Genomic DNA, 25,662 nt, shown 5'->3' with positions numbered 1-25,662 from the left:
CGATGATCGGGGCAGAGATCGAGACGATTGACGGGCGAGTGCGTAGGGTCGCGTGAGCGACGATCGAGCAAGGAGCGGTGAGCGATGAGCCAGGCAGTCAGGACGCGGCCCGACAGCAGTGGGCAGGCCCTGAGCGAGGCGTACGACACGGCGCTGCTCGACCTGGACGGGGTGGTGTACGCGGGAGGGAGCGCGATCGCGTACGCCGTCGAGTCCCTCGGCGCGGCCCGCGCGGGCGGCATGCGTCTCGCGTATGTCACGAACAACGCGCTGCGGACGCCCGACACGGTCGCCGCGCATCTCACGGCGCTGGGGATACCGACGGAGGCCGGTGACGTCATCACCTCGGCGCAGGCCGTGGCCCGGCTGATCAGCGAGCAGGTGCCCACGGGGGCGCGGGTGCTGGTCATCGGCGGCGAGGGGCTGCGGGTCGCGCTGCGCGAGCGGGGGCTGGAGCCGGTCGAGTCGGCCGAGGACGAGCCGGTGGCGGTGGTGCAGGGGTACGGCGGACCCGAGCTGCCCTGGGGGCGGTTCGCGGAGGCCTGCTACGCCATCGCGCGCGGGGTGCCGTGGTTCGCCTCCAACACTGATTTGACGATTCCCAGCGCGCGGGGGATCGCTCCCGGCAACGGGGCGGCGGTGCAGGTCGTGCGGACAGCCACCGGTGCCGAGCCGCAGGTGGCGGGCAAGCCGCTGCCGCCGATGCACCGGGAGACGATCCTGCGCACCGGTGCCCAGCGGCCGTTGGTGGTCGGGGACCGGCTGGACACGGACATCGAGGGGGCGTTCAACGGGAACGTCGACTCGCTGCTCGTGCTGACCGGGGTGACCGATGGCGCACAGCTGTTGGCCGCTCCGCCGCAGCACCGGCCGACGTACGTCGACGCCGATCTGCGGGGGCTGCTCACCGGGCAGCCGGAGGTCGTCGAGGTGGGCGCGGGCTTCCGCTGTGGCGGCTGGACGGCGACGGCGGGCAATGAGCGGCTGGAACTGGACGGCGAGGGCGAGGCCCTCGACGGGTTGCGGGCGCTGTGCGCGGCGGCGTGGACGGCGGCCGGGGAGGGCTCGTGCGGGCTGGACGGAGGGAAAGCGCTGGCGCGGCTGGGGTTGTGACGCCCGGACAGGAGGCTTTCCAGGACGGGATCGAGCCAAAAGGGAGGATAGGCTAACCTAACTGGATGTTGGTCGACAGTCCCCCTGAACCGAGCGCGGAGACCGCTCCCGCGCCCCCGAGCCGTCGGGCGATACGTCCTGTCGGTCTCCTCGTGTCCGTCCTGATCCTGGTCCTGGTCGCGCTGGCGAGCATCGCGATCGGCGCCAAGGCGCTGTCCGTGGAACAGGTCTGGCACGGTCTGTTCCAGGACACGGGCACGTACGGCGATGTCGTCGTCGGGGAGCGGATCTCGCGCACCCTCCTCGGGCTGCTCGCCGGAGCCGCGCTCGGCCTGGCCGGTGCCGTACTCCAGGCGCTGACCCGGAATCCGCTGGCCGACCCGGGGCTGCTCGGCATCAACGCGGGCGCGTCCGCCGCGGTGGTCACCGCCATCACCTATTTCGGCGTCACCTCACTGACGGGGTACGTGTGGTTCGCGTTCTTCGGCGCGGCCGGGGTCGGGGCGCTGGTGTGGTTCCTCGGCGGCAGCCGGGGGGCGACACCGGTGCGGCTCGCGCTGGCCGGTACGGCGATCAGCGCCGCGCTCTACGGCTATCTCCAGGCCGTGATGATCATGGACGACGCGGCGCTGTCCAAGATGCGTTTCTGGACGGTCGGTTCGCTGGCCTCGGCGACCGACGAGACCATCGTTCAGGTCCTGCCGTTCCTCGCGGTCGGCACGGTCGTCGCGCTGCTCCTCGCCCGGCCGCTCAACGCGGTGGCCATGGGCGATGACACCGCCCGCGCGCTCGGCGCCAACCTCAACCGCACCCGGGCGCTGTCCATGGCCGCCGCCACCGTGCTCTGCGGTGCGGCGACCGCCGCCTGCGGGCCGATCGTCTTCGTCGGGCTGATGGTCCCGCACGTCGTACGGTCCTTCACCGGGCCCGACCTGCGCTGGATCCTGCCCTACGCGACCGTCCTGTCGCCCGTGCTGCTGCTCGGAGCCGACGTCCTCGGCCGGATCGTCGCACGGCCCGCCGAGCTCCAGGTCGGCATCGTCACCGCGATCCTCGGCGGGCCGGTCTTCATCTTTCTCGTACGACGGCGAAGGACGACGCAGCTGTGAAGACGCAGGTCATGAACAGGCCCGCCGTACGCAACCGGGCCGTGCGCACCCCCGGTGGGCTGTCGGTCCGCCTCGACGTACGGGCGTTGACCGTCGTCGCCCTGTTGCTGGTGGTCGCGCTCGCCGCGAGTGTCGTACTGATCGGCACCGGCGACTTCCCGATCCCGGCCGCCGACGTCCTGAGGACGCTGGTCGGCAATGGGGACGCGGGCCAGGAGTTCATCGTCAACGAGCTGCGGCTGCCGCGGGTCCTGGTCGGGCTGCTGGTCGGGGCCTCGCTCGGGCTCGGCGGGGCGCTGTTCCAGTCCATCTCCCGCAATCCGCTGGGCAGTCCGGACGTGCTCGGCCTCTCCCAGGGCGCCACCGCCGGGGCGCTGATCATGATCGTGCTGTTCTCCGGGAGCGCGGAGCAGGTCGCTCTCGGAGCGCTCGTGGCAGGCCTGGCCACCGGTCTCGCGATCTATCTGCTGGCCTGGAAGCGGGGCGTGCACGGCTATCGGCTCGTGCTGGTCGGTATCGGTGTCTCCGCCGTCGTCACGGCGGTCAACGGCTATCTCATCACCAAGGCCGACCTCGTCGACGCGGGCCGTGCGGTCGTGTGGATGACCGGCTCCCTCGACGGCCGCGACTGGGACCAGGTCCGGCCGTTGCTGATCATGTGCGCGATCCTCGTGCCGCTGGTGCTCGCCAACGCGCGCGGGCTGCGGATGATGGAGATGGGCGACGACGTGTCGTACGCCCTCGGGGTGCGCGTCGAGCGCGTACGGCTGCTGCTGATGGTGTCGGCCGTGCTGCTCACCGCCGGGGCCACCGCGGCGGCCGGACCCGTCAGCTTCGTCGCCCTCACCGCGCCCCAGCTCGCCAAGCGGCTGACCCGCTCACCGGGACCGAACCTGGTGCCCTCGCTGTGCATGGGCGCGACCCTGCTGGTCGTCGCCGACTGGGCCTCGCAGCGGGTCTTCGGGGCCGACCAGCTGCCCGTGGGTGTCGTCACCGGTGTGCTCGGCGGTGTCTATCTGCTGTGGCTGCTGGTCACCGAGCGGAAGGCCGGGCGGATATGAGCCCCGCGTCCCTTGGAGAGAGGGCCGGACGGATATGAGCGCGTCGGCGAACGAGAACAACAAGAGGAGCACTGTGAATCGCCTGTCCGCCGAGAACGTCACCCTCGCCTATGACCAGCGGGTGATCGCCGAGCAGCTGTCGGTGGAGATCCCCGACAACTCCTTCACCGTGATCGTCGGCCCCAACGCCTGCGGCAAGTCCACGCTGCTGCGTGCCCTTTCCCGGATGCTGAAGCCGTCCCAGGGGCGGGTGCTGCTCGACGGGCAGGTCATCCAGTCGATGCCCGCGAAGAAGGTCGCTCGGACGCTGGGGCTGCTGCCGCAGTCGTCGATCGCGCCGGACGGGATCACCGTGGGAGACCTGGTGGGCCGCGGCCGGTACCCGCACCAGGGGCTGCTGCGGCAGTGGTCGGCCGAGGACGAGCGGATCGTCCGGGAGTCGATGGAGTCCACCGGGGTCGCCGAGCTGGCCGACCGTTACGTCGACGAGCTGTCCGGCGGTCAGCGCCAGCGCGTCTGGATCGCCATGGCCCTCGCCCAGCAGACCCCGCTGCTGCTGCTCGACGAGCCGACCACCTACCTCGACATCCAGCACCAGATCGACGTGCTCGACCTGTGCGCCGAGCTGCACGAGGAGCAGGGCCGCACACTGGTCGCCGTACTGCACGACCTCAACCACGCCGCCCGGTACGCCACTCACCTCATCGCCCTGCGCCGCGGCGAGGTCATCGCCGAGGGCGCGCCCTGCGAGATCGTCACCGCCGAACTGGTCGAGGAGGTCTTCGGGCTGCGCTGCCAGGTCATCGACGACCCGGAGACGGGCACCCCGCTGGTCGTGCCGGCGGCCCGCAAGGGACGCGCACGCGCCGGCGGCAAGGAGACGGCCGGCGAGGAAGCGGTCACGACCGATGCGGTCGCCAAGGAAACCGTCGCTACAGAAGCTTCCTGAGCTGGAGCAGATCGCGGAAGCCGGCCTCCAGCTTCACCCGGCCCGCACCCCAGGCCCTGGCGAAGTTCAGCTCGCCGTTGACCATGGCGACCAGGTCGTCACCGGTCATCGTCAGCCGGATCGCCGCCTTCTCCGGCGGTGGGCCCTGGAGGATGTCCAGCACCTCGATGCCGCCGTCCTTGAGGCGACCGACGAAGGTGACGTCCAGGTCGGTGATACGGCAGCTCAACGACCGGTCCAGGGCGGCGGCTGCGCGCACGTCCCCGTCGGCGTTCCGCATGTTGTCAGAGAGCTTGTCGAGTGCGGCGCGGCACTCCTCAATCGTGGCCATCGCGATCGACGGTACCCCAGGGCTTCGAGGTAGCGTCTGGGCATGAGCGACTCTGTGTCCGATGCCGAGGCCCGGGCGGAAGCGGCGATTCCGGAGGGTGACGCCCCGGCTACGGTGGCGGATCTTCCGGCCGCGGAGACCGGTGCTCCCGGTACGGAGGCCGCGGCCGGGCCCGAGTACGACCCCGCCGCCCCGGCCCCGCTGAACGTGCCGCGCACCGGCACCGGCCACCCGGACGTCGACGCCGCCCTCGACCGGCTGTCCGACGCCGACCACCTCGCCACCGACGGCCATGTCGAGGTGTACGAGGATGTACACCGGGAGCTGCGCGACGCGCTCACCGCGCTCGACGCCCGCCCGGGACCTCCGGCGCCCCCGCCCGCCCGTCACCCGACGACCATTCCTCAACGAGGCCCTTCGGGCCCCACCGTCTAGTCCGTACGACCGCAGGAGCTGAACCCACCGTGGCAGGAGTCGCACGCCGCCGTCTGGACGCCGAACTGGTCCGGCGAAAGCTCGCGCGGTCGCGTGAGCACGCGAGCCAGCTGATCGCCGCCGGGCGGGTCACCGTCGGCAAGACCGTCGCGACCAAGTCCGCCACCCAGGTCGAGACCGCCGCCGCGATCGTCGTCGTGAGCGACGACAGCGACCCCGAGTACGTGTCCCGCGGCGGCCACAAGCTCGCCGGCGCCCTGGAGGTCTTCGTCCCGCGGGGGCTGGTGGTGAAGGGGCGGCGGGCGCTGGACGCCGGCGCCTCCACCGGCGGTTTCACCGACGTCCTGCTGCGGGCCGGTGCCGCGCACGTCGTCGCCGTGGACGTCGGATACGGACAACTCGCCTGGACTCTCCGAAGCGATGAACGCGTCACCGTCAAGGACCGTACGAACGTACGCGAGTTGACGCTCGAAGCGATCGATGGGGAGCCTGTGGATCTTGTCGTGGGGGATCTGTCCTTCATCCCGCTCGGCCTGGTGCTGCCCGCCCTGGTGCGGTGCGTGAAGCCGGACGCCGATCTGGTGATGATGGTCAAACCACAGTTCGAGGTGGGGAAGGAACGGCTGGGCAGTGGGGGAGTCGTACGGAGTCCCGAGCTGCGCGCCGAGGCCGTGCGCTCAGTGGCGCTGCGGGCCGGGGAGTTGGGGCTCGGGGTGAACGGCGTCACGGCCAGCCCGCTGCCCGGGCCCTCGGGCAATGTCGAGTACTTTCTGTGGCTGCGTGCCGGGGCACCCGTTCTGGACCCGGCCGACGTCGACCGAGCAGTTGCGGAGGGGCCGCGTTGACCCAGGAACGAACTCGAACAGTTTTCCTGCTCACCCACACCGGGCGGCCCGCGGCCATCCGCAGTGCCGAACTCGTCGTCAAGGGGCTGCTCCACCACGGCATCGGCGTACGTGTCCTGGAGGCCGAGGCGGAGGACATCCCCGTGCCCGAGGAGGTGGAGCTGGTCAAGGAGGCCACTCCGCAGTGCCTCGACGGGTGCGAGCTGCTCATCGTCCTCGGCGGCGACGGCACGCTGCTGCGCGGCGCCGAGTTCGCCAGGGCCTCCGGGGTGCCGATGCTCGGCGTCAACCTCGGCAGCGTCGGATTCCTCGCGGAGGCCGAGCGGGACGACCTCGACAAGGTCGTCGACCGGGTGGTCGGCAAGTCGTACGAGGTCGAGGAGCGGATGACCGTCGATGTCGTCGTTCATCAGAACGGGGACATCGTCCACACGGACTGGGCGCTCAACGAGGCGGCCGTGCAGAAGGCAGGCGCCGAGAAGCTGCTCGAAGTCGTGCTGGAGATCGACGGGCGGCCGGTCACCGGGTTCGGGTGCGACGGGATCGTGCTGTCGACGCCGACCGGGTCCACGGCGTACGCGTTCTCCGCGGGCGGCCCTGTGGTGTGGCCTGAGGTGGAGGCGCTGCTGATGGTGCCGATCAGCGCGCACGCGCTGTTCGCCAAGCCGTTGGTGACGTCGCCGAATTCGGTGCTCGCGGTGGAGGTGCTGCCTCATATTCCGCCTGGGGTGCTCTGGTGCGACGGGCGACGGACGGTTGAGTTGCCGCCCGGTGCTCGGGTCGAGGTGCGGCGAGGGGCTGTGCCGGTGCGGTTGGCCCGGCTGCACCACGCGTCGTTCACGGACCGGTTGGTGGCCAAGTTCGCCTTGCCCGTTTCCGGGTGGCGGGGGGCTCGGCACTAGCGCGATGCGGGGGATGGCGGGGGCTCGTCAGCGGCTGCGGGTTCGTAGTGGTCGCTCGCGCCCATGCGGCGGAGCCGCATATGTCACAGCCCCGCGCCCCTTTCGGGGGCGCTGTACCTCCCGGGGGTGACATTGGGGACGGGGGGCGTCGCACTTCCTCCCCCCGACCTCGTATGGTCGTGTCCGTGTTGGAGGAGATGCGGATACGGTCGCTCGGAGTCATCGACGACGCGGTCGTGGAGCTGTCGCCCGGCTTCACTGCCGTGACGGGTGAGACGGGTGCCGGCAAGACCATGGTCGTCACCAGTCTCGGTCTGCTGCTCGGTGGGCGGGCGGACCCGGCGCTCGTGCGGATCGGTGCGAAGAACGCCGTCGTCGAGGGGCGGATCGCCGTGCCCGACGGCGCGTCGGCGGTCGTACGGGCCGAGGAGGCCGGGGCCGAACTCGACGACGGGGCGCTGCTGATCAGCCGTACCGTTTCCGCCGAGGGACGGTCGCGGGCGCACCTCGGCGGGCGTTCCGTCCCGGTGGGCGTGCTCGCGGAGCTGGCCGACGAACTGGTGGCCGTGCACGGGCAGACCGACCAGCAGGGGCTGCTGAAGCTGTCCCGGCAGCGGGCCGCGCTCGACCGGTACGCCGGGGACGCGGTGGCCGGACCGCTCGCCAAGTACGGGGAGGCGTACCGGCGGCTGCGGGCCGTCTCCGCCGAACTGGACGAGATCGTCACGCGCGCGCGTGAGCGGGCCCAGGAAGCCGACATGCTGCGCTACGGCCTCGACGAGATCGCGGGCGTCGAACCACGGGCCGGCGAGGACGTGGAGCTGGCCGAGGAGGCCGAGCGGCTGGGGCACGCGGAGGCGCTGGCGTCCGCCGCGACGGCCGCGCACGCCGCTCTCGCGGGCAATCCCGAGGACCCGGAGGGCGTGGACGCCGCGACGCTCGTCGCGGGCGCCCACCGGGCTCTGGAGGCCGTACGGTCGCACGACCCGGCGCTGGCCTCGCTCGCCGACCGGATCGGGGAGATCGGGATCCTGCTGGGCGATGTGGCCGGCGAGCTGGCGGGGTACGCCGACGACCTCGACGCCGATCCGCGGCGGCTGGCGGCCGTCGAGGAGCGGCGGGCCGCACTGAACGCGCTCACCCGGAAGTACGGCCAGGACATCGCCTCCGTGCTGTCCTGGGCCGAGCAGGGGGCGCAGCGGCTCACCGAACTCGACGGCGACGACGAGCGGATCGACGAGCTGACCGCCGAGCGGGACGCCCTGCGGAGCGAACTGGGCGGTCTCGCGCAGGCCCTGACGGACGCCCGGCGGGAGGCCGCGGAGCGGTTCGCCTCCGCCGTGACCGCGGAGTTGGGCTCCCTCGCGATGCCGCACGCGCGTGTGTCGTTCGAGATCCGGCAGACGGACGACCCCGAGGGCGTCGAGGTGGGCGGGCGTACGGTCGCCTACGGCCCGTCGGGCGTCGACGAGGTCGAACTCCTCCTCGCCCCGCACCCCGGGGCCCCGCCCCGGCCCATCGCCAAGGGGGCCTCGGGCGGTGAGCTGTCCCGTGTGATGCTGGCGGTCGAGGTGGTGTTCGCCGGCACCGACCCCGTGCCGACGTATCTCTTCGACGAGGTCGACGCCGGTGTCGGTGGCAAGGCCGCCGTCGAGATCGGGCGGCGCCTCGCCCGGCTCGCCAAGTCGGCCCAGGTCGTGGTCGTCACGCACCTGCCGCAGGTGGCCGCCTTCGCCGACCGTCAGCTGCTGGTGGAGAAGACCAACGACGGTTCGGTGACCCGGTCCGGCGTGAAGGTCCTGGAGGGCGAGGAACGGGTGCGCGAACTGTCGCGCATGCTCGCCGGGCAGGAGGACTCCGAGACGGCACGGGCACATGCGGAGGAACTGCTGGCCACGGCGCGCGCGGACGCGTAAGGGGGCAACCTCGTACGGGGGTTCACCCATGTGGGTGACTCCGGGTGTGGGGTTGCCCATTGGTCCGGCTTTGACCGTGTCCGGTGGTCTCGGAACGGTCTCACGGCCTGGCATCCTTGGACAGGTACGACGTAGCAAGACGTGCTGCGCAGACCACGCAGATGGGATTCGCGCGGTCCACCTTCGCCGCCGGATCCTTCTGTACGTTTCTTCGTGATCGTCCGTCCCGGAACCAGGAGCCCCGGCCACGTGAGCCACGTGAGCAGCCACTCACAGCACGGCCAGTCGCCGCTGCGAACCGTGCAAGTGCTCGGCGGCAGCGCGGTGAGCGGCGCGCATGTGCGGTCGCTGGCCTCGGGGCTCGTCGCCCGGGGCGTACGCGTCACCGTGTGCGCCCCCAGTGAGAGCGACGGGGTGTACGACTTCGCCGCCGTCGGCGCCCAGTACGTGCCCGTCCCCCGCAGCAGCGACCCCGCCTCCGTGGCCGCCCTGCGCAGCGCCTGCGCGGACGCCGATCTCGTGCACGCGCACGGGCTGCACGCCGGGTTCAGGGCCACCCTCGCGCTGGGCCGCAGGCGGACCCCGCTCGTCGTCACCTGGCACACCCGTGCGTACGCCGAGGGGGCGCGGGCGCATCTGCTGCGGCTGTTGGAGCGGCGGGTCGCCAAGGCCGCCGCCGTGGTGCTCGGGACCTCTTCCGAACTCGTCGACCGGGCCCGTAGCCGGGGCGCGCGCGACGCCCGGCTCGCCGCCGTCGCCCTGCCCCGGCCTCGCCCCGCCGATGACGACCCGGACCGGTCCCACTCCAAGGCCCGGGCCGAACTCGGCGCCACGGACCGGCCGTTGCTCATGGCCGTCGGCGCCCTCGACCGCCACCGGGAGTACGACACACTCCTCGACGCCGCCCGGGAATGGCGTGCGCTCGACCCCGCCCCGCTGCTCGTCATCGCCGGCGAAGGGCCGCTGCGGAGCGTGCTCCAACGGCGCATCGAGGACGAGGAGTTGCCCGTACGGCTCGTCGGGCAGCGCGACGACGTCTCCGAGTTGGTCTCCGCCGCCGACGTCGCGCTGCTGCCCGGCGGCCCCGAGGCCCGCCCCGTCCTCGCCCAGGAAGCCCTCCACGCGCGCGTGCCGCTCGTCGCCGCCGCCGTCGGATCGGTGCCCGAACTGGTCGGCGACGGCGCCGAATTGGTCCCGCACGGCGACTCCGGCGCCCTCGCCGACGCCGTCGTACGTCTGCTGGAGGACCCCGGCCATCGCGAGGCGCTGAAAGACAGGGGCACCCGGCAGACGACCACTTGGCCGACCGAGGACGAGACGGTGGCCCAAGTGCTGAGCGTCTACGACGAGTTGACCCAACTGAGGCCGCTCACCTGACAGGACGGGGGCCTGGCCTACGGCACATGTCTGCGTGCCCGCAGGGCCAGGCTCAGGGCCAGGACCGTCTGGGGGTCGTCCAGGTCGGTGCCGAGGAGTTCGGCGATGCGGGCGAGGCGGTTGTAGAGGGTCTGGCGGTTGAGGTGGAGTTCGCGGGCCGTCTCCGCCTTGCGGCCGGCGTGAGCCAGATAGGTCTCCAGGGTCGGCAGCAGGGCCGGCTTGGAGCGGTCGTCGTGATCGCGGAGGGGGCCGATCGCGCGGTCCACGAAGGCGGCCAGGTCGGGGTGGTCGCGCAGCCGCCAGAGCAGCAGGTCGATGTCCAGGCGCCGGGCGTCGTACCAGGGGCGGTCGGCCAGGCCCTGCGCGGCCGTCGCCGTCTCCGCCGCGTGCCTGAGCCCCGCCGAGGCGGCAGCCCAGCCGCCGGGCACCCCGACCACCACCACCGGGGGCCGCCCGCCCGGCCGGCGCATCCCGGCCCGCTCCACGCCCGCCCGCAATGCTGCCGCGACCTTGTCGGCCACCGTCGGGCGCTCCGACTCCGTCCGCAGGCCCAGCAACAGCGGAACACGGCCCTCCACCGGCCTTACGCCCAGCAGGACGGGTACGCCCACCGAGGCCAGTTCCTCCGCCACCGCACGGGCCAGGACCGCCCAGCCTCCCCCTGGGGAGAGGCCGTCGGCGATCCGCATCACCACCGGCAGCAGGGGGCCGCCGCCCGGCTTGAAACCCAGGACGCGGGCCTGCGCGGGGGCGTCCTCCGCGCGGATACGGCCCTCGGCGAGGTCGGTGAGGAAGTCGCCGCGCCCGCGTGCCGCCAGCTCCTCCTCCTGGCGGGCCTGCATCAGCACGACGGCGAGGATGCCTGCCGCCCGCTCGGCCGCGAGCCGGTGCACGGGCGCCGGCGGAGCGACGACGGGCAGGAGGACCAGCCGGGCCCGTACCGAGCCCGTGCCCGGGCCGCCGCCGGGCACGTCGACCATGGTCGTCCCGGCCGGTGGCTCGTCCTTGTGCTGCCCGCGCATGCCCTCCCACACCTGCAGCGGATCGGTGGCCGCCGGTCCGGACCCGGAGGCGTACAGCAGCTGCCCGTCGGCGGTCTCCAGGAACACCGGGTTGCCGCTGAAGTCCGCCAGGATGCCCAGGACCTGGGGCACCCCGCCCCCGCCGAGCAGCGCCTCCGTGCAGCGCCGGTGGACCTCCTCGGCCTGCTGGAGCAGCGCGTAGTGGCCGTTGACGATCTCGGTGTGGACCTCCTCGGTGACCGTGACGAACGCCACCTCGCGGTGCAACTGGACCAGCGGGAGCCCGGCCGAGCGCGCCGTCTCGACGAGAGCCGGGGGAAGCCGGGTGAAGCGCGGGCCCAGCTCGACGACGAGCGCGGCGATACCGCGCGCGGCGAGCGTCCGTACGAAGGCCCGCTGGTCGGCGGGGCGGGTGCCGAGGCCGTAACCGGTGGTCAGCAGCAGTTCGCCGCCCTTGAGCAGCGAGGCGATGTTCGGCACCTCGCCGGCGTGGACCCAGCGCACGGTCCGCTCCAGCCGGTCGGCGCCCGCCAGGACCTCCGGCAGCCCACCGCGCAGCCCGGGCAGCTCCAGCGCCCGCCGCACGGTGATACCGCCCCGCGCCTCACGGCTGTCATGGGTGTCCATGAACCGGACGGTACCCGCGCGTGTGTTCGCGGGGCACCTACGGCCCGGCGCCGGTGCGGGGCGGGGGGAGGCCGCGCAGCCCGGCGCTCACGGGGTGCCGTTGCGCCCACCCTCCCCCATCGCCCCAGCGGTACGACTGCACGCAGTCAGGGCCGCCGGGACGGCTACGGCAGTTGTGACGCGGTGGGCGCAAGCACTTGCTCGGTGTGCCTGCCTGCGCCCCGGGCTACCGCCCGTGCACGCTGGGGCGAAGCCCGTGCTCAGCCGCCGTACGCTCCCGAGGCGGTCAGGCGCAGGGCCGTGTCGATCAGGGGGACGTGGCTGAAGGCCTGGGGGAAGTTGCCGACCTGGCGCTCCAGGACCGGGTCCCACTCCTCGGCGAGCAGACCCAGGTCGTTGCGCAGGGAGAGCAGCTTCTCGAAGAGCTTGCGGGCCTCGTCCACGCGGCCGATCATCGCCAGGTCGTCCGCCATCCAGAACGAGCAGGCCAGAAACGCGCCCTCGTCGCCGGGCAGGCCGTCGACGCCCTCCTTCTCGCCCTGCGTCGGGTAGCGCAGGATGAAGCCGTCCGGGGTCGACAGCTCGCGCTGGATCGCCTCGATGGTGCCGATGACGCGCTTGTCGTCAGGCGGCAGGAAGCCCATCTGGGGGATCAGCAGCAGCGAGGCGTCCAGCTCCTTGGAGCCGTACGACTGCGTGAACGTGTTGCGCTCCTTGTCGTAGCCCTTCTCGCACACGTCCCGGTGGATGTCGTCGCGCAGCTCGCGCCACTTCTCCAGCGGGCCGTCCGCGTCGCCGGACTCGATGAGCTTGATCGTGCGGTCGACGGCGACCCAGGCCATGACCTTGGAGTGCACGAAGTGCCGGCGCGGGCCGCGGACCTCCCAGATGCCCTCGTCCGGCTCGTCCCAGTGGTCCTCCAGGTAGCGGATCAGCTTCAGCTGGAGCAGGGAGGCGTAGTCGTTGCGGGCCAGGCCCGTCATGTGCGCCAGGTGCAGGGCCTCGGTGACCTCGCCGTACACGTCCAGCTGGAGCTGGTGCGCGGCGCCGTTGCCGACGCGGACCGGCGCCGAGTCCTCGTAGCCGGGCAGCCACTCCAGCTCGGCCTCGCCCAGCTCCCGCTCACCGGCGATGCCGTACATGATCTGCAGGTTCTCCGGGTCGCCGGCGACTGCCCTGAGCAGCCACTCGCGCCAGGCGCGGGCCTCGTCGCGGTAGCCGGTGCGCAGCAGCGAGGACAGGGTGATCGCCGCGTCGCGCAGCCAGGTGTAGCGGTAGTCCCAGTTGCGGACGCCGCCGATGTGCTCCGGGAGCGAGGTCGTGGGCGCCGCGACGATGCCGCCGGTCGGGGCGTACGTCAGGGCCTTGAGGGTGATCAGCGAGCGGATCACCGCCTCGCGGTACGGGCCGTGGTACGTGCACTGCTCCACCCACTCCCGCCAGAACTCCTCGGTGGCCCGCAGCGACGGCTCCGGCTCCGGCAGCGGCGGGGGCTGCTTGTGCGAGGGCTCCCAGGAGATCGTGAACGCGATCCGGTCACCCGGCGTCACCGTGAAGTCGGCGTACGTGGTCAGCGCCTTGCCGTAGGTCTCGCACTCGGTGTCGAACCACACCGAGTCCGGCCCGGCGACGGCCACCGTGCGCCCCTCGTGCTTGTGCACCCAGGGCACCACCCGCCCGTACGAGAAACGCATCCGCAGCGCCGAGCGCATGGGCACCCGGCCGCTGATGCCCTCCACGATCCGGATCAGCTGGGGGGCGCCGTCACGAGGGGGCATGAAATCGGTCACACGGACCGTGCCCCGCTGGGTGTCCCACTCGGATTCCAGGATCAGCGAGTCGCCGCGGTACCGGCGCCGGGAGGCCGTGGGCGGCTCGGTGTCCGCCGCGTGCGCCGGGCCGAGACGCCAGAAGCCGTGTTCCTCCGTGCCCAGCAGGCCCGCGAAGACGGCGTGGGAGTCGAAGCGGGGCAGGCACAGCCAGTCGACCGTGCCGTTCCGGCAGACCAGGGCAGCGGTCTGCATGTCTCCGATGAGTGCGTAGTCTTCGATGCGCCCGGCCACGTGCAACTCCAGTCGAACGGCCACGTCGCCCCCGAGGGGCGGTCGCTGTGCGGTGTGCGGTCAAGGGACCCATGGGATCGACAAAGGAACCAGTATCCAGAGTGATCCAAGGGACGGTGTGATGCGATGTCGCTCAACGATCCTCAACGCATTCGAGGCGATCGTTGCTCAACGAACTGACGAGCTCGCGTGTTTCCGGAAGACGGCCGGGGGTGGTGCCGTTTCGCCGGCCGGGCTCGGCAGCGAGTGTCCGAAGAGGATACGACGCAGCGGAGGGCTCCGCGTGCCGCTCCCGGCAACGTAGGTGAGCCGGACGAGTGAGCCAGGAGTGATGGCTGACCGAGATTCGCCGATGGTCGTACGAGGTCCGTGTCGGCCCGTGCGCGGAGCGTGGCCGGAAGCGATCGTGCCCTGTCGCTGATACCCTGGTAGCCCGTGGACCGGAGGGCGCCCCGACTCGAATGGGACCCCCGAACCGCAGCGACGGCACCCCCCGACGAACCGATCGGGCGGCGGCCGACCCGCACACAGAACCGCGACCACGGGAGCCCCCTCTTGGCCATGCCGCCCGCTGCTTTCCGAAACAGCACCACGACGACCAAGCACATCTTCGTCACCGGGGGTGTCGCCTCCTCGCTCGGCAAGGGTCTGACCGCCTCCAGCCTCGGCATGTTGCTCAAGGCCCGTGGCCTGCGCGTCGTGATGCAGAAGCTCGACCCCTACCTGAACGTCGACCCGGGCACGATGAACCCCTTCCAGCACGGTGAGGTGTTCGTCACGAACGACGGCGCCGAGACCGACCTGGACATCGGCCACTACGAGCGCTTCCTCGACCGCGACCTGGACGGCTCGGCCAACGTCACCACCGGCCAGGTCTACAACACGGTGATCGCCAAGGAGCGGCGCGGCGAGTACCTCGGCGACACCGTGCAGGTCATCCCGCACATCACCAACGAGATCAAGCACCGCATCCGGCGCATGGCCTCCGACGAGGTCGACGTCGTGATCACCGAGGTCGGCGGCACCGTCGGTGACATCGAGTCGCTGCCGTTCCTGGAGACCGTCCGCCAGGTCCGGCACGAGGTCGGCCGTGACAACGTCTTCGTCGTCCACATCTCGCTCCTGCCGTACATCGGGCCCTCGGGAGAACTGAAGACGAAGCCGACGCAGCACTCGGTTGCGGCGCTGCGCAACATCGGTATTCAGCCAGATGCGATCGTGCTGCGCTGCGACCGCGAGGTGCCCGCCGCGATCAAGCGCAAGATCTCCCTGATGTGCGACGTCGACGAGGCCGCCGTCGTCGCCTGCCCCGACGCCCGCTCGATCTACGACATCCCGAAGACCGTCCACGGCGAGGGCCTGGACGCCTACGTCGTCCGCAAGCTGGACCTGCCGTTCCGTGACGTGGACTGGACGACCTGGGACGACCTGCTCGACCGCGTCCACAACCCCCGGCACGAGATCAACCTCGCGCTCGTCGGCAAGTACATCGACCTGCCCGACGCCTACCTCTCCGTCACCGAGGCCCTGCGCGCGGGCGGCTTCGCCAACCGGGCCCGTGTGAAGATCAAGTGGGTCACCTCCGACGACTGCAGGACCCCGGCCGGCGCCGCCGCGCAGCTCGCCGACGTCGACGCCGTCTGCATTCCCGGCGGCTTCGGCGACCGCGGTGTCTCCGGCAAGGTCGGCGCCATCCAGTACGCCCGTGAGAACAGGATCCCGCTGCTCGGCCTCTGCCTCGGGCTGCAATGCATCGTGATCGAGGCCGCGCGCAACCTCGCCGACATCCCGGACGCCAACTCCACCGAGTTCGACTCCGCCACCGCCCACCCGGTCATCTCCACCATGGCCGAGCAGCTCGACATCGTCGCAGGCGAGGGCGACATGGGCGGAACGATGCGCCTGGGCATGTACCCGGCCAAGCTCGCCGAGGGCTCGATCGTGCGCGAGGTGTACGACGGCAAGGAGTACGTCGAGGAGCGTCACCGCCACCGCTACGAGGTCAACAACGCCTACCGCGCCGAACTGGAGAAGAAGGCCGGTCTGCAGTTCACCGGAACCTCCCCGGACGGCAAGCTCGTCGAGTACGTCGAGTACCCGCGCGACGTCCACCCCTACCTGGTCGCGACCCAGGCCCACCCCGAGCTGCGCTCCCGCCCGACCCGGCCCCACCCGCTCTTCGCCGGGCTGGTCAAGGCCGCGGTGGAGCGCAAGACCGGCAAGTAAAACCGAGGGGCACGAGAGCTGTACGGTGGCCGGGGTGCGCGTCTTTCGGGATGTGTGCCCCGGTTTCTTTTGCACGTGTGGGAGGACGAGTCGACATGACCATCAAGGACACCGCCGAGGAGTGGGAGGTCCGGGCGAGCGAGACCCCGTTCGTCGGCAACAAGACCTCGGTGCGCACCGACGACGTGGTCATGCCCGACGGTTCCGTCGTCCGCCGCGACTACCAGGTCCACCCCGGTTCCGTCGCCGTCCTCGCCCTCGACGACCAGGACCGGGTCCTGGTCCTGCGCCAGTACCGCCACCCCGTGCGCCAGAAGCTGTGGGAGATCCCGGCGGGGCTCCTGGACGTGCCGGGCGAGAACCCGCTGCACGCCGCCCAGCGCGAGCTCTACGAGGAGGCGCACGTCAAGGCGGAGGACTGGCGGGTGCTGACCGACGTCTACACCACCCCCGGCGGCTGCGACGAGGCCGTGCGCATCTTCCTCGCCCGGGACCTCTCCGAGGCCGACGGCCGGCGCTTCGAGGTGGAGGACGAGGAGGCCGACATGGAGGTGGCCCGGGTGCCCTTGGACGCGTTGGTACGGGGCGTCCTCGCGGGGGAGTTGCACAACAACTGCCTGGTGGTGGGGGCGCTCTCGTTGCTGGCGGCGAGGAACGGGGACGGCGTCGAGGCGCTGCGGGCCGCTGAGGCGCCGTGGCCTGCGCGGCCGTTCGAGTCCTGAACCCGTGCTGAGGTCCACCGGGGCCACAGTGCTGTTCACAGCCCCTACCGGCGTCCTGAACCCGTGCTGACAGCGACCTCACACCGCCGGTCCTACGATCTTCTGATCCGATCGAGCGATCCGGCCGTCGTGCTCCGCCCAGATCGTCGCAGAGCGTGAACTAGGCTCGGGAGACGCCCGAACCGGAGTCCCGGCGGGCTTGCTCGTGCAGTGGTGACGGGAGTGTGGCCCGTGGTGGATCAGGCGGTGGACACCGGGAGCACCCAGGTGTCCGGAACAGGGCGGCTTCCGGCTGTCGAGGCCGCCCCCACGGACAGTCAGTTCCTCGGCCGGACAAGAGAGTTGAAGGAACTGCGGGCCGACATCGGCCGGGCCGGGCTCAACACCCTCGCGGGCCGAAAGGCGCCCCACGCGCGCGTGCTCCTCATCGCGGGCAGACCCGGCTACGGCCGTACCGCCCTCGCCGAGGAACTCGTCCGGCAAGTTACCGACGGTTACCCCGACGGGGTGCTGCGGACCCGGCTCACCGAGCCCGACGGCACCCGGGTGCCGATCGAGCGCGCGGCCCGGGAACTGCTCGGCGAACTCGGACTGCCGACCCCGCCCGGCGCGGACGAGGACGACCTCGGCGAGGCGTTGCGCGAGGCCCTGGCCGATCGCCGGGTCGTGCTGCTGCTGGACGACGCGGCCGACGCCGAGCAGGTCGACGCGCTGCTGCCCGACACCCCCGACTCACTCGTCGTGGCGGTCTCCGAGGGGCCGCTGACGGGCATCTCCGACGTCCGCCCGTGCACCCTGGGCCAACTGGACACCAAGTCCGCCGTGGAGCTGCTGGAACGCTTCACCGGCTCGGTGCGCATCACCGTCGACCCGCGCTCCGCCGAGGGCCTCGTCGAGGTGTGCGCCGCCCAGCCCGCCGCGCTGCGGCTCGCCGGCGGCTGGCTCGCCGCCCGGCCCATGGTCGCCGTCTCCGACCTGGCCAAACAGCTGCGCGCCGACGAGGCCGACAGCCCGCCGCTCACCAAGATCTTCAAGCTGTCGTACGCCTCCCTGCCGAGCCCCGCCGCCCGGATACTGCGCCTCCTCGCGCTCGCCCCGGCCGGCCTGGTCGACCCGCACATCGCCTCCGGGCTCGCCGGCTGCTCCGTCGGCGCGGCCCGCACCACGCTGGACGACTTCGTCGATCTGGGGTTCCTGCACTCCGTCGAATCGCCCCTGCCGCAGTACGAGGTCCCCGGCTGCCTCCAGCCGCTGCTGCGGTCCCTCGCCGAGAGCCAGGAGAAGCCGGGCGAGCTGCAACTGGCCCGGGCGCGGATGCTGGAGCGGACGGTACGGCTGCTGCAGTCCTGCCGGGCCATCACCGAGACCGACAGCCCGCTGGCCCGCGAGAAGCTGCTCGGCATGCCCAAGGCGCTGCGGTTCCCGAGCCCCCGGGCCGCCGAGGAGTGGCTGCGCGTCCGCCGTCCGGCGCTGCTCGCCGCCGCCCGGCTCGCGGTGGCCGACGGGGAGCTGGACACCCTGGCCCGGCGACTGATGTCCCAGCTGGTGCGGGCCATGGTCGCGCACTTCGGCACCCGGGCCGCGGCCCCCGACCTGTACGGCATCCACCAGCTCGTCCTCGATGTCGCCGAGCGCCGGGACCTGCCCCGCGAGCAGGCCGCCGCCCTGCTGAACCTCGGCGACCTGGACGCCCGTACCGGCCGTACGAAGGCGGCGCTGGCCCGCTACCGGGCCGCGCTCGACGCCGGACGGGCCGCGAACGACCCGTACGCGACCGGCCGCGCGATGGAATCCGTGGGCGGTGCCCACCAGGAGCTGGAGGACTACGACCGGGCCGCCGACTGGTACGGCAGGGCGCTCGCCCAGCGCCTCGCCCGGGACGAGCGCGAGGACGCGGCCCGGCTGTACGGCCGGATGGCCGCCGTGAACACCTGCGCGGGCCGCTACGGCGAGGCGTTGCGCAACTGGAGCTCGGCGCTCACCGGCTACCGCAGGCTCGGCGATGTGGGCGGCCAGGCAAGGGCGTTGAGCGAGATGGCGCGCGTCCAGGAGTACGCGGGACTCCCCGAGGAGGCGCTGCGGACCTGCCAGGAGGCGGTGGAGTGGGCGCGCCGCGCCGACGACGCCCGGCTCCAGGCCACGCTCCAGCTCCGGCTCGCCGACACCCTGGAACGGTTCGGTGACCGGGCGGCGGCCCGACTGCACCGTGCAGCTGCCAAACGTTTGCTTGGCGCGGAGTTCCCGGACCCTGACACCGACGGAACCGACGGAACCGACGAGATCGATGCGGAACACGGCCCTAACGCCTGCGAAATCCGTAGTGCATCTGCGAAAGATTGATGCATTGAAAGGCTAGACAGCGGGGGTACCTTCATTAGACTGGCTGCGCCGCCGGTTCTCCTGCGGTGTCTCCCGGTGCGCTCCTATGCGTACGGGTATGTCATGCATTGCCCAGGCATGTACCGCCTGTGCGCGCAAGCCCCCACACCCCTGCGATCCAAGGACCGTGATCGACGTGAAGGTCGGCATCCCCCGCGAGGTCAAGAACAACGAGTTCCGAGTGGCGATCACCCCGGCCGGCGTGCACGAGCTGGTGCGCCACGGCCATCAGGTCGTCATCGAGCAGGGCGCCGGTGTCGGCTCGTCGATCCCGGACGGGGAGTACGTCGCCGCCGGCGCCGAGATCCTGGCGGCCGCCGACGAGGTGTGGGCCACCGCCGACCTGCTGCTCAAGGTCAAGGAGCCCATCGCCGAGGAGTACCACCGCCTCCGCAAGGACCAGACGCTCTTCACCTACCTCCACCTCGCCGCCTCCAAGGAGTGCACGGACGCCCTCGTCGAGTCCGGCACGACCGCGATCGCATACGAGACGGTCGAGCTGCCCGGCCGGGCCCTCCCGCTGCTCGCGCCCATGTCCGAGGTGGCCGGCCGGCTCGCCCCGCAGGTCGGCGCCTACCATCTGATGCGCGCCAACGGCGGACGCGGGGTGCTCCCCGGCGGTGTGCCGGGCGTGCAGGCCGGGCGCGCGGTCGTCATCGGCGGCGGTGTCTCGGGCTGGAACGCCGCGCAGATCGCCATCGGCATGGGCTTCCACGTGACCCTGCTCGACAAGGACATCAACAAGCTCAAGGAAGCCGACAGGATCTTCGGCACCAAGATCCAGACCGTCGTCTCCAACGCCTTCGAACTGGAGAAGGCCTGCCTCGAGGCCGACCTCGTCATCGGCGCCGTCCTCATCCCGGGCGCCAAGGCGCCGAAGCTGGTCACCAACGAGCTCGTCTCGCGGATGAAGCCGGGAAGTGTCCTTGTCGACATCGCGATCGACCAGGGCGGCTGCTTCGAGGACTCCCGGCCCACCACCCACGCCGAGCCGACCTTCAAGGTCCACGAGTCGGTCTTCTACTGCGTCGCCAACATGCCCGGCGCGGTGCCCAACACCTCCACCTACGCCCTCACCAACGCCACGCTGCCGTACATCGTCGAACTCGCCGACCACGGCTGGGCGGAGGCGGCGCGCCGCGACCCGGCGCTGGCCAGGGGTCTCAACACCCATGACGGCAAGGTGGTTTACCGGGAGGTCGCACAGGCGCACGGCCTGGAGCACGTCGAGTTGGCGTCGCTGCTCGGCTGACCGACCGGCGGCTTTAAGTCACCTTTCGGTAAAAGGCGATACGTCAACACAGGTCGTCAACAGCACAGTCCCGGCCGGATCTTGCCCGACAAGGTCCGGCCCAATGTGTGTATGGTCACTTTGCGACACTCGCGCAACTCGCCTCGAACGTAACCCTTCGGAGGTTTCACGCACCGGTGAAACCTGCTGTGCGACGGCCCTACGCCCTTGACAGCCGCATGTTTCATTGCCGACACATCGGGCCGGGTCCGGCGGATTGTGTTGCTGCGGACCGCCGACACGCCATAGAGTCGCCAACCGTCGGCATGGTGCCACGCTGACCTGTCTAGAAGTTTCCTGGTCACCAAGGAGGTAAGACGACTTGTGAATGAGTCGACATTTACTCCCGGGGGTGGTCAACCAGGAATGCCTGCGCGGGTCTCGGGACCCACGGGGTTCGCGGCCGTCGGCTCCGTCGCTGTCCGCACCTTCGCAGCCCACCAGGGTCACCAGTCCTCAGGAGTGACCCAGCCAGCACACCAGAGCATGGATGGCCAACACGTGAACGCCATGGCCGGCGACGGAAGTGGCGAGGTCCACAACCACTTCGCCGACTACGACGAGCTGCCCGACGGGCACTTCTACGACCCGGACGCCGAGTACGAGCCCGATCCGGAGTACGCGGCGACGCTCGCGCCCGACGCGGCCCGCCAGCGCCGCGAGCGCATCGGCCCGACCGGTCGCCCGCTGCCCTACTTCCCGATCCCGGGTCCGCTGACCAGTCACGGCCCCGCGACGATCATCGCGATGTGCAACCAGAAGGGCGGCGTCGGCAAGACGACGTCGACCATCAACCTGGGTGCCGCGCTCGCGGAGTACGGCCGCCGGGTCCTCCTCGTCGACTTCGACCCGCAGGGCGCCCTGTCGGTCGGCCTCGGCGTGAACCCGATGGAGCTCGACCTCACCGTCTACAACCTGCTCATGGAGCGGGGCATGTCGGCGGACGAGGTCCTGCTCAAGACCGCGGTCCCCAACATGGACCTGCTGCCGAGCAACATCGACCTGTCCGCCGCCGAGGTGCAGCTGGTCTCCGAGGTCGCGCGCGAGTCGACGCTCCAGCGGGCGCTGAAGCCGCTGATGGCCGACTACGACTACATCGTGATCGACTGTCAGCCCTCGCTCGGCCTGCTCACCGTGAACGCCCTGACCGCCGCGCACAAGGTGATCGTGCCGCTGGAGTGCGAGTTCTTCGCCCTGCGCGGTGTCGCGCTGCTGACGGAGACCATCGAGAAGGTGCAGGAACGGCTCAACCCCGAGCTGGAGCTCGACGGCATCCTCGCCACGATGTACGACTCGCGCACCGTCCACAGCCGTGAGGTGCTCGCCCGTGTCGTCGAGGCGTTCGACGACCACGTCTACCACACGGTCATCGGACGTACGGTCCGCTTCCCGGAGACCACGGTCGCCGGTGAGCCGATCACCACCTACGCCTCCAACTCCGTCGGTGCCGCCGCCTACCGCCAGCTCGCCAGGGAGGTGCTCGCCCGGTGTCACGCCGAGTGAGTCTGCCGGGGGCCGACGAACTCTTCCGTACGACAGGGGGAATGGCGCTTCAGCCGTCCACTCCCCGGCGGGGGGCCAACGGAGAAGCCCGGGTGCCCGCTCCCGCCGGGGACAGCGACGGGGCCGCCGCCACGGAGGACGCGCCGCCGTCCGTGCCCGTGCAGAGCGGTGACGGCGAGGGGTCCGAGCATGTGGCCGCGGACGCGGAGGCCGACGGTGGGGAGCAGCCGCGCAGCCGCTCCGCCGGGGTTGACCGGACTGCCCCCGCTCGGCGTCAGGGAGCGGCGCAGGAAGGTTCTGCCGCCGGAGCCGCGGCTGCCGGTGCCGCCGGGGCAGCCGCGCCGCGCAAGCGGGGGCGGGCCGCCGGGCGCCGGCCCAGTGGGCGGGAGCGGCACGACGAGAAGATCACCGTGTATGTCTCCGCCGAGGAGCTGATGGACCTGGAGCACGCCCGGCTGGTGCTGCGCGGGGAGCACGGGCTCGCCGTCGACCGGGGGCGGATCGTCCGGGAAGCCGTCGCCGTGGTGCTGGCCGACCTGGAGTCCCGGGGCGACGCCAGCATCCTGGTACGTCGGCTTCGTGGGCGGTAGGCGGTAGCCTGCGGGGGCTATGGCCTCGAACAACGTCTCGCCCACGGCTTCCGGCGGCACTGCCGGACGCCGGCGTGCGTTGGGGAGGGGGCCGGGGGCCGCGCCGCCCGCTCCGCCGACCGAGCCGCCTTTGACGGAGGCCGAGCCGCCGCCTTCGGCGGGGATCGAGTCGTCGGCTGAGGCCGGCTCTGCGGCTGACGCCGGTGGGCACAACGCGGACGCCGGTGACGAGGCACCCCCCGCCGCCGTTCCCGCCGAAGCCGAAGCCGAAGCCGAAGCCGAAGCCGAAGCCGAAGCCGAAGCCGAAGCCGAAGCCGAAGCCGAAGCCGCGCCGGGGCCCGGGGGGCCCGGGGGGCCCGAGTCGCCTTCGGCGGCCGGGGCCGCGCCCACGGACCCGGTGGCCGAGGGTGCCGACGACGGGGTCTTCAAAGTCCGGCTCTCCAACTTCGAGGGCCCGTTCGATCTCCTCCTCCAGTTGATCTCCAAGCACAAGCTGGACGTCACCGAGGTGGCGCTTTCCAAGGTCACCGATGAGTTCATGGCGCATATCCGGGCCATGGGGCCGGACTGGGACCTGGACGAGACGACGGAGTTTCTTGTCGTCGCCGCCACACTGCTCGACCTGAAGGCGGCCAGGCTGTTGCCCGCCGCCGAGGTCGAGGACGAGGCCGACCTGGCGTTGCTCGAAGCTCGGGATCTGCTGTTCGCCCGGCTGCTTCAGTACCGCGCGTACAAACAGATCGCCGACATCTTCAACCGGCGGCTGGACGAGGAGGCCCGGCGCTATCCGCGTACCGTCGGGCTGGAGCCGCAGCATGCCGAGCTGTTGCCCGAGGTGGTCATCAGCATCGGGGCGGAAGGATTCGCCAAGCTGGCCGTCAAGGCGATGCAGCCGAAGCCGAAGCCCCAGGTGTACGTCGACCACATTCACGCGCCCCTGGTGAGTGTGCAGGAGCAGGCCGGGATCGTCGTGGCCCGGCTGCGGGAGCTGGGGGAGGCCAGCTTCCGGGTGCTCGTCGAGGACACCGATGACACGTTGACCGTCGTGGCCCGGTTCCTCGCGCTGTTGGAGCTGTACCGGGAGAAGGCGGTGGCGCTGGACCAGGAGACCGCGCTCGGGGATCTGATCGTGCGCTGGACCGGCGGGGATGAGGGTGAGGAGCCCCTGGTCACGGACGAGTTCGACCGGGCGCCGGAGCCTGTGAAGGAGGAGAAGTCGTGAGCGAGGAGACCACCGAGGCGCCCGCGGGTCTGCGGACCGTCGCCGGCCTCGACCTCAAGCCCGCCCTGGAGGCCGTTCTCATGGTCGTGGACGAGCCCGCGACCGAGGAGCATCTGAGCAAGATCCTCGAGCGGCCCAAGCGGCAGATCGGCAAGGCGCTCAGGGAACTGGCCGACGAGTACACGGTGCAGGGGCGCGGGTTCGAGCTGCGGCTGATCGCCGGGGGCTGGCGGTTCTACACCCGGCCCGAGTACGCCGCCGCCGTCGAGCGGTTCGTGCTCGACGGACAGCAGGCGCGGCTCACCCAGGCCGCGCTGGAGACGCTGGCCGTGGTCGCGTACCGGCAGCCGGTCAGCCGTAGCCGTGTCTCGGCCGTACGAGGAGTCAACTGCGACGGTGTCATGCGGACCCTCCTGCAACGCGGTCTGGTCGAGGAGGCGGGCACGGAACCCGAAACAGGTGCGATCCTGTACAGGACGACGAACTACTTCCTGGAGCGGATGGGCCTGCGCGGCCTGGACGAGCTCCCGGAGCTCGCGCCCTTCCTCCCGGAGGCGGAGGCGATCGAGGCCGAGACCCAGGAAGCCGTACCGTCGTTCGATCCGGATGCACCGGACCCGGACGACGGTCCCACGTCGGCCATGACTGACACGACGACGACGGAACTTTGATGCGAAGCAGCGGCAGCGGCAAGAGCGGCGGGCGCGGTAACTACCGCGGTGCCGGCAACAACAGGGACCAGAAGCAGGGCGGCCAGGGCCGTCCCCGCAAGCCCCGCCCCGAGGAGCGCCGCTACGACGTGGGCCCCGGGGCGACGAAGGACGGCCCGAAGTCCGGGCGCGGCGCCTCCGCGCGCGGCGGCGCCAAGGGCGGGCCGAAGCAGCCCCAGCAGGGCGGGCGCGGCCGTACGGCCCCGGCGACCTCGCGTGAGTACGACGCGCGGGCCGAGGAGCGGAACCGGGAGCGGTACGCCGGCAAGAAGGACATCAAGCTGCCCAAGACGTTCCCCGGTGCCGAGCAGGAGGGCGAGCGGCTGCAGAAGGTGCTCGCGCGCGCCGGATACGGCTCCCGGCGCGCCTGCGAGGAGCTGATCGAGCAGGCCCGGGTCGAGGTCAACGGCGAGATCGTCACCGAGCAGGGCAGGCGGGTCGACCCGGAGAAGGACGAGGTCAGGGTCGACGGCCTGACCGTCGCCACGCAGTCGTACCAGTTCTTCTCGCTCAACAAGCCCGCCGGTGTCGTGTCGACCATGGAGGACCCGGAGGGCCGGCAGTGCCTCGGTGACTACGTCACCAACCGCGAGACCCGGCTCTTCCACGTGGGCCGCCTGGACACCGAGACCGAGGGCGTCATCCTGCTCACCAACCACGGCGAGCTGGCGCACCGGCTGACCCACCCCAAGTACGGCGTCAAGAAGACCTACGTCGCGCACATCGTCGGCCCGATCCCGCGAGACCTGGGCAAGCGGCTCAAGGACGGCATCCAGCTGGAGGACGGCTACGCGCGCGCGGACCACTTCCGGGTCGTCGAGCAGACCGGGAAGAACTACCTCGTCGAGGTCACCCTCCACGAGGGGCGCAAGCACATCGTGCGCCGGATGCTGGCCGAGGCCGGCTTCCCCGTCGACAAGCTCGTCCGCACCGCCTTCGGGCCCATCACCCTCGGCGACCAGAAGTCGGGCTGGCTGCGCCGGCTGTCCAACACCGAGGTCGGGATGCTGATGCAGGAGGTCGACCTCTAGAGGTCCAAGGCCTGCGCGGGCCTGTACGCGGCTTCGTGGCGGGGCGGGTCTTCGACTAGGGTGACGGCGCGTACCTCGACGTCATGCGCGCCCTGCATCCGGACGTCGAGGGGCCGTACACCTGGTGGTCGTACCGGGGGCGTGCCTTAGACAACGACAGCGGCTGGCGCATCCACTACCAGGTCGCCACGGCCGGGCTGGCCTCCAAGGCGGTCAAGGGGTTCGTGGAGCGGGCGGC

Annotated in this window: 21 protein-coding genes and 1 pseudogene; 19 read left to right on the top strand and 3 right to left on the bottom strand. The window is 71.4% G+C overall.

Features of this window, described 5'->3' with window-relative positions; all coding sequences use genetic code 11:
* Window positions 1-84 precede the first annotated feature (84 nt).
* The 4 genes from STRIP9103_RS22145 to STRIP9103_RS22130 all read left to right on the top strand — a co-directional run bounded on the left by STRIP9103_RS22145 (window position 85) and on the right by STRIP9103_RS22130 (window position 4,232).
* Complete coding sequence (locus STRIP9103_RS22145; protein WP_009318270.1) at window positions 85-1,113, top strand: HAD hydrolase-like protein; 1,029 nt, start codon at window positions 85-87, stop codon at window positions 1,111-1,113.
* A gap of 65 nt (window positions 1,114-1,178) precedes the next feature.
* Complete coding sequence (locus STRIP9103_RS22140) at window positions 1,179-2,222, top strand: FecCD family ABC transporter permease (RefSeq protein WP_009318260.1); 1,044 nt, start codon at window positions 1,179-1,181, stop codon at window positions 2,220-2,222.
* A gap of 11 nt (window positions 2,223-2,233) precedes the next feature.
* Window positions 2,234-3,283, top strand: a complete 1,050-nt coding sequence (locus STRIP9103_RS22135; protein ID WP_048820750.1) for a FecCD family ABC transporter permease — start codon at window positions 2,234-2,236, stop codon at window positions 3,281-3,283.
* A 34-nt stretch (window positions 3,284-3,317) separates the two neighbouring features.
* A complete protein-coding gene (locus tag STRIP9103_RS22130; RefSeq protein ID WP_048820746.1) occupies window positions 3,318-4,232 on the top strand; it encodes an ABC transporter ATP-binding protein in 915 nt (304 codons plus the stop codon).
* Here the strand turns inward: STRIP9103_RS22130 and STRIP9103_RS22125 are convergent.
* Window positions 4,216-4,563 (bottom strand): SCP2 sterol-binding domain-containing protein, encoded by a 348-nt coding sequence (locus STRIP9103_RS22125; protein WP_009318265.1) that lies wholly within the window; start codon window positions 4,561-4,563, stop codon window positions 4,216-4,218. The two genes, STRIP9103_RS22130 and STRIP9103_RS22125, sit on opposite strands and share 17 nt — an antisense overlap.
* A 42-nt stretch (window positions 4,564-4,605) precedes the next feature.
* Here STRIP9103_RS22125 and STRIP9103_RS22120 point away from each other — a divergent pair, with 42 nt between their 5' ends.
* From STRIP9103_RS22120 to STRIP9103_RS22100, 5 genes are all read left to right on the top strand, one after another.
* Window positions 4,606-4,998 (top strand): hypothetical protein, encoded by a 393-nt coding sequence (locus STRIP9103_RS22120; RefSeq protein WP_086019294.1) that lies wholly within the window; start codon window positions 4,606-4,608, stop codon window positions 4,996-4,998.
* A gap of 29 nt (window positions 4,999-5,027) precedes the next feature.
* Window positions 5,028-5,843, top strand: coding sequence for a TlyA family RNA methyltransferase (locus STRIP9103_RS22115; protein ID WP_009318271.1), 816 nt, complete (start codon window positions 5,028-5,030; stop codon window positions 5,841-5,843).
* Window positions 5,840-6,745: an NAD kinase gene (locus STRIP9103_RS22110; protein WP_009318281.1), complete on the top strand. Its 906-nt coding sequence runs from the start codon at window positions 5,840-5,842 to the stop codon at window positions 6,743-6,745. Before STRIP9103_RS22115 ends, STRIP9103_RS22110 begins: the two co-directional genes overlap by 4 nt.
* Before the next feature lie 173 nt (window positions 6,746-6,918).
* Window positions 6,919-8,661, top strand: a complete 1,743-nt coding sequence (gene recN, locus STRIP9103_RS22105) for a DNA repair protein RecN (protein WP_009318278.1) — start codon at window positions 6,919-6,921, stop codon at window positions 8,659-8,661.
* 249 nt (window positions 8,662-8,910) lie between these two features.
* A complete protein-coding gene (locus tag STRIP9103_RS22100; RefSeq protein ID WP_009318267.1) occupies window positions 8,911-10,038 on the top strand; it encodes a glycosyltransferase family 4 protein in 1,128 nt (375 codons plus the stop codon).
* 17 nt (window positions 10,039-10,055) lie between these two features.
* Here the strand turns inward: STRIP9103_RS22100 and STRIP9103_RS22095 are convergent, their stop codons facing one another.
* Window positions 10,056-11,687, bottom strand: coding sequence for a PucR family transcriptional regulator (locus STRIP9103_RS22095; RefSeq protein ID WP_009318264.1), 1,632 nt, complete (start codon window positions 11,685-11,687; stop codon window positions 10,056-10,058).
* A 260-nt stretch (window positions 11,688-11,947) separates the two neighbouring features.
* Complete coding sequence (locus STRIP9103_RS22090; RefSeq protein ID WP_009318254.1) at window positions 11,948-13,750, bottom strand: glycoside hydrolase family 15 protein; 1,803 nt, start codon at window positions 13,748-13,750, stop codon at window positions 11,948-11,950.
* Between the two features lie 561 nt (window positions 13,751-14,311).
* Here STRIP9103_RS22090 and STRIP9103_RS22085 point away from each other — a divergent pair.
* The 10 genes and pseudogenes from STRIP9103_RS22085 to STRIP9103_RS22040 form a co-directional block, all read left to right on the top strand.
* Window positions 14,312-15,976: a CTP synthase gene (locus STRIP9103_RS22085; RefSeq protein WP_009318262.1), complete on the top strand. Its 1,665-nt coding sequence runs from the start codon at window positions 14,312-14,314 to the stop codon at window positions 15,974-15,976.
* A 95-nt stretch (window positions 15,977-16,071) separates the two neighbouring features.
* Window positions 16,072-16,698 carry an NUDIX domain-containing protein gene (locus tag STRIP9103_RS22080; protein ID WP_009318263.1) on the top strand — a complete coding sequence of 209 codons (627 nt, stop codon included), beginning with the start codon at window positions 16,072-16,074 and terminating at the stop codon, window positions 16,696-16,698.
* A 231-nt stretch (window positions 16,699-16,929) separates the two neighbouring features.
* Complete coding sequence (locus STRIP9103_RS22075; RefSeq protein ID WP_009318274.1) at window positions 16,930-19,038, top strand: tetratricopeptide repeat protein; 2,109 nt, start codon at window positions 16,930-16,932, stop codon at window positions 19,036-19,038.
* Window positions 19,039-19,204: 166 nt separating this feature from the next.
* On the top strand, window positions 19,205-20,329 hold the full coding sequence (gene ald, locus STRIP9103_RS22070; RefSeq protein ID WP_048820745.1) for an alanine dehydrogenase: 1,125 nt from the start codon (window positions 19,205-19,207) through the stop codon (window positions 20,327-20,329).
* Window positions 20,330-20,734: 405 nt separating this feature from the next.
* Complete coding sequence (locus STRIP9103_RS22065) at window positions 20,735-21,871, top strand: ParA family protein (protein ID WP_078614005.1); 1,137 nt, start codon at window positions 20,735-20,737, stop codon at window positions 21,869-21,871.
* Window positions 21,856-22,461, top strand: a complete 606-nt coding sequence (locus tag STRIP9103_RS22060; RefSeq protein ID WP_009318266.1) for a hypothetical protein — start codon at window positions 21,856-21,858, stop codon at window positions 22,459-22,461. Before STRIP9103_RS22065 ends, STRIP9103_RS22060 begins: the two co-directional genes overlap by 16 nt.
* A gap of 19 nt (window positions 22,462-22,480) precedes the next feature.
* Window positions 22,481-23,683, top strand: coding sequence for a segregation and condensation protein A (locus STRIP9103_RS22055; RefSeq protein WP_063747301.1), 1,203 nt, complete (start codon window positions 22,481-22,483; stop codon window positions 23,681-23,683).
* Window positions 23,680-24,354, top strand: coding sequence for an SMC-Scp complex subunit ScpB (gene scpB / locus STRIP9103_RS22050; protein ID WP_009318276.1), 675 nt, complete (start codon window positions 23,680-23,682; stop codon window positions 24,352-24,354). The genes STRIP9103_RS22055 and scpB overlap by 4 nt, the downstream gene beginning before the upstream one ends.
* Window positions 24,354-25,424: a pseudouridine synthase gene (locus STRIP9103_RS22045; protein WP_009318268.1), complete on the top strand. Its 1,071-nt coding sequence runs from the start codon at window positions 24,354-24,356 to the stop codon at window positions 25,422-25,424. Before scpB ends, STRIP9103_RS22045 begins: the two co-directional genes overlap by 1 nt.
* Window positions 25,425-25,486: 62 nt before the next feature.
* Window positions 25,487-25,662 (top strand): annotated as a pseudogene (locus STRIP9103_RS22040) (exodeoxyribonuclease III); the annotation flags it as partial.

Source organism: Streptomyces ipomoeae 91-03 (assembly GCF_000317595.1).
Taxonomy (GTDB): Bacteria; Actinomycetota; Actinomycetes; order Streptomycetales; family Streptomycetaceae; genus Streptomyces; species Streptomyces ipomoeae.
The sequence above is the reverse complement of the archived record's forward strand: the minus strand, read 5'-3'. Positions and strand labels throughout refer to the sequence as shown.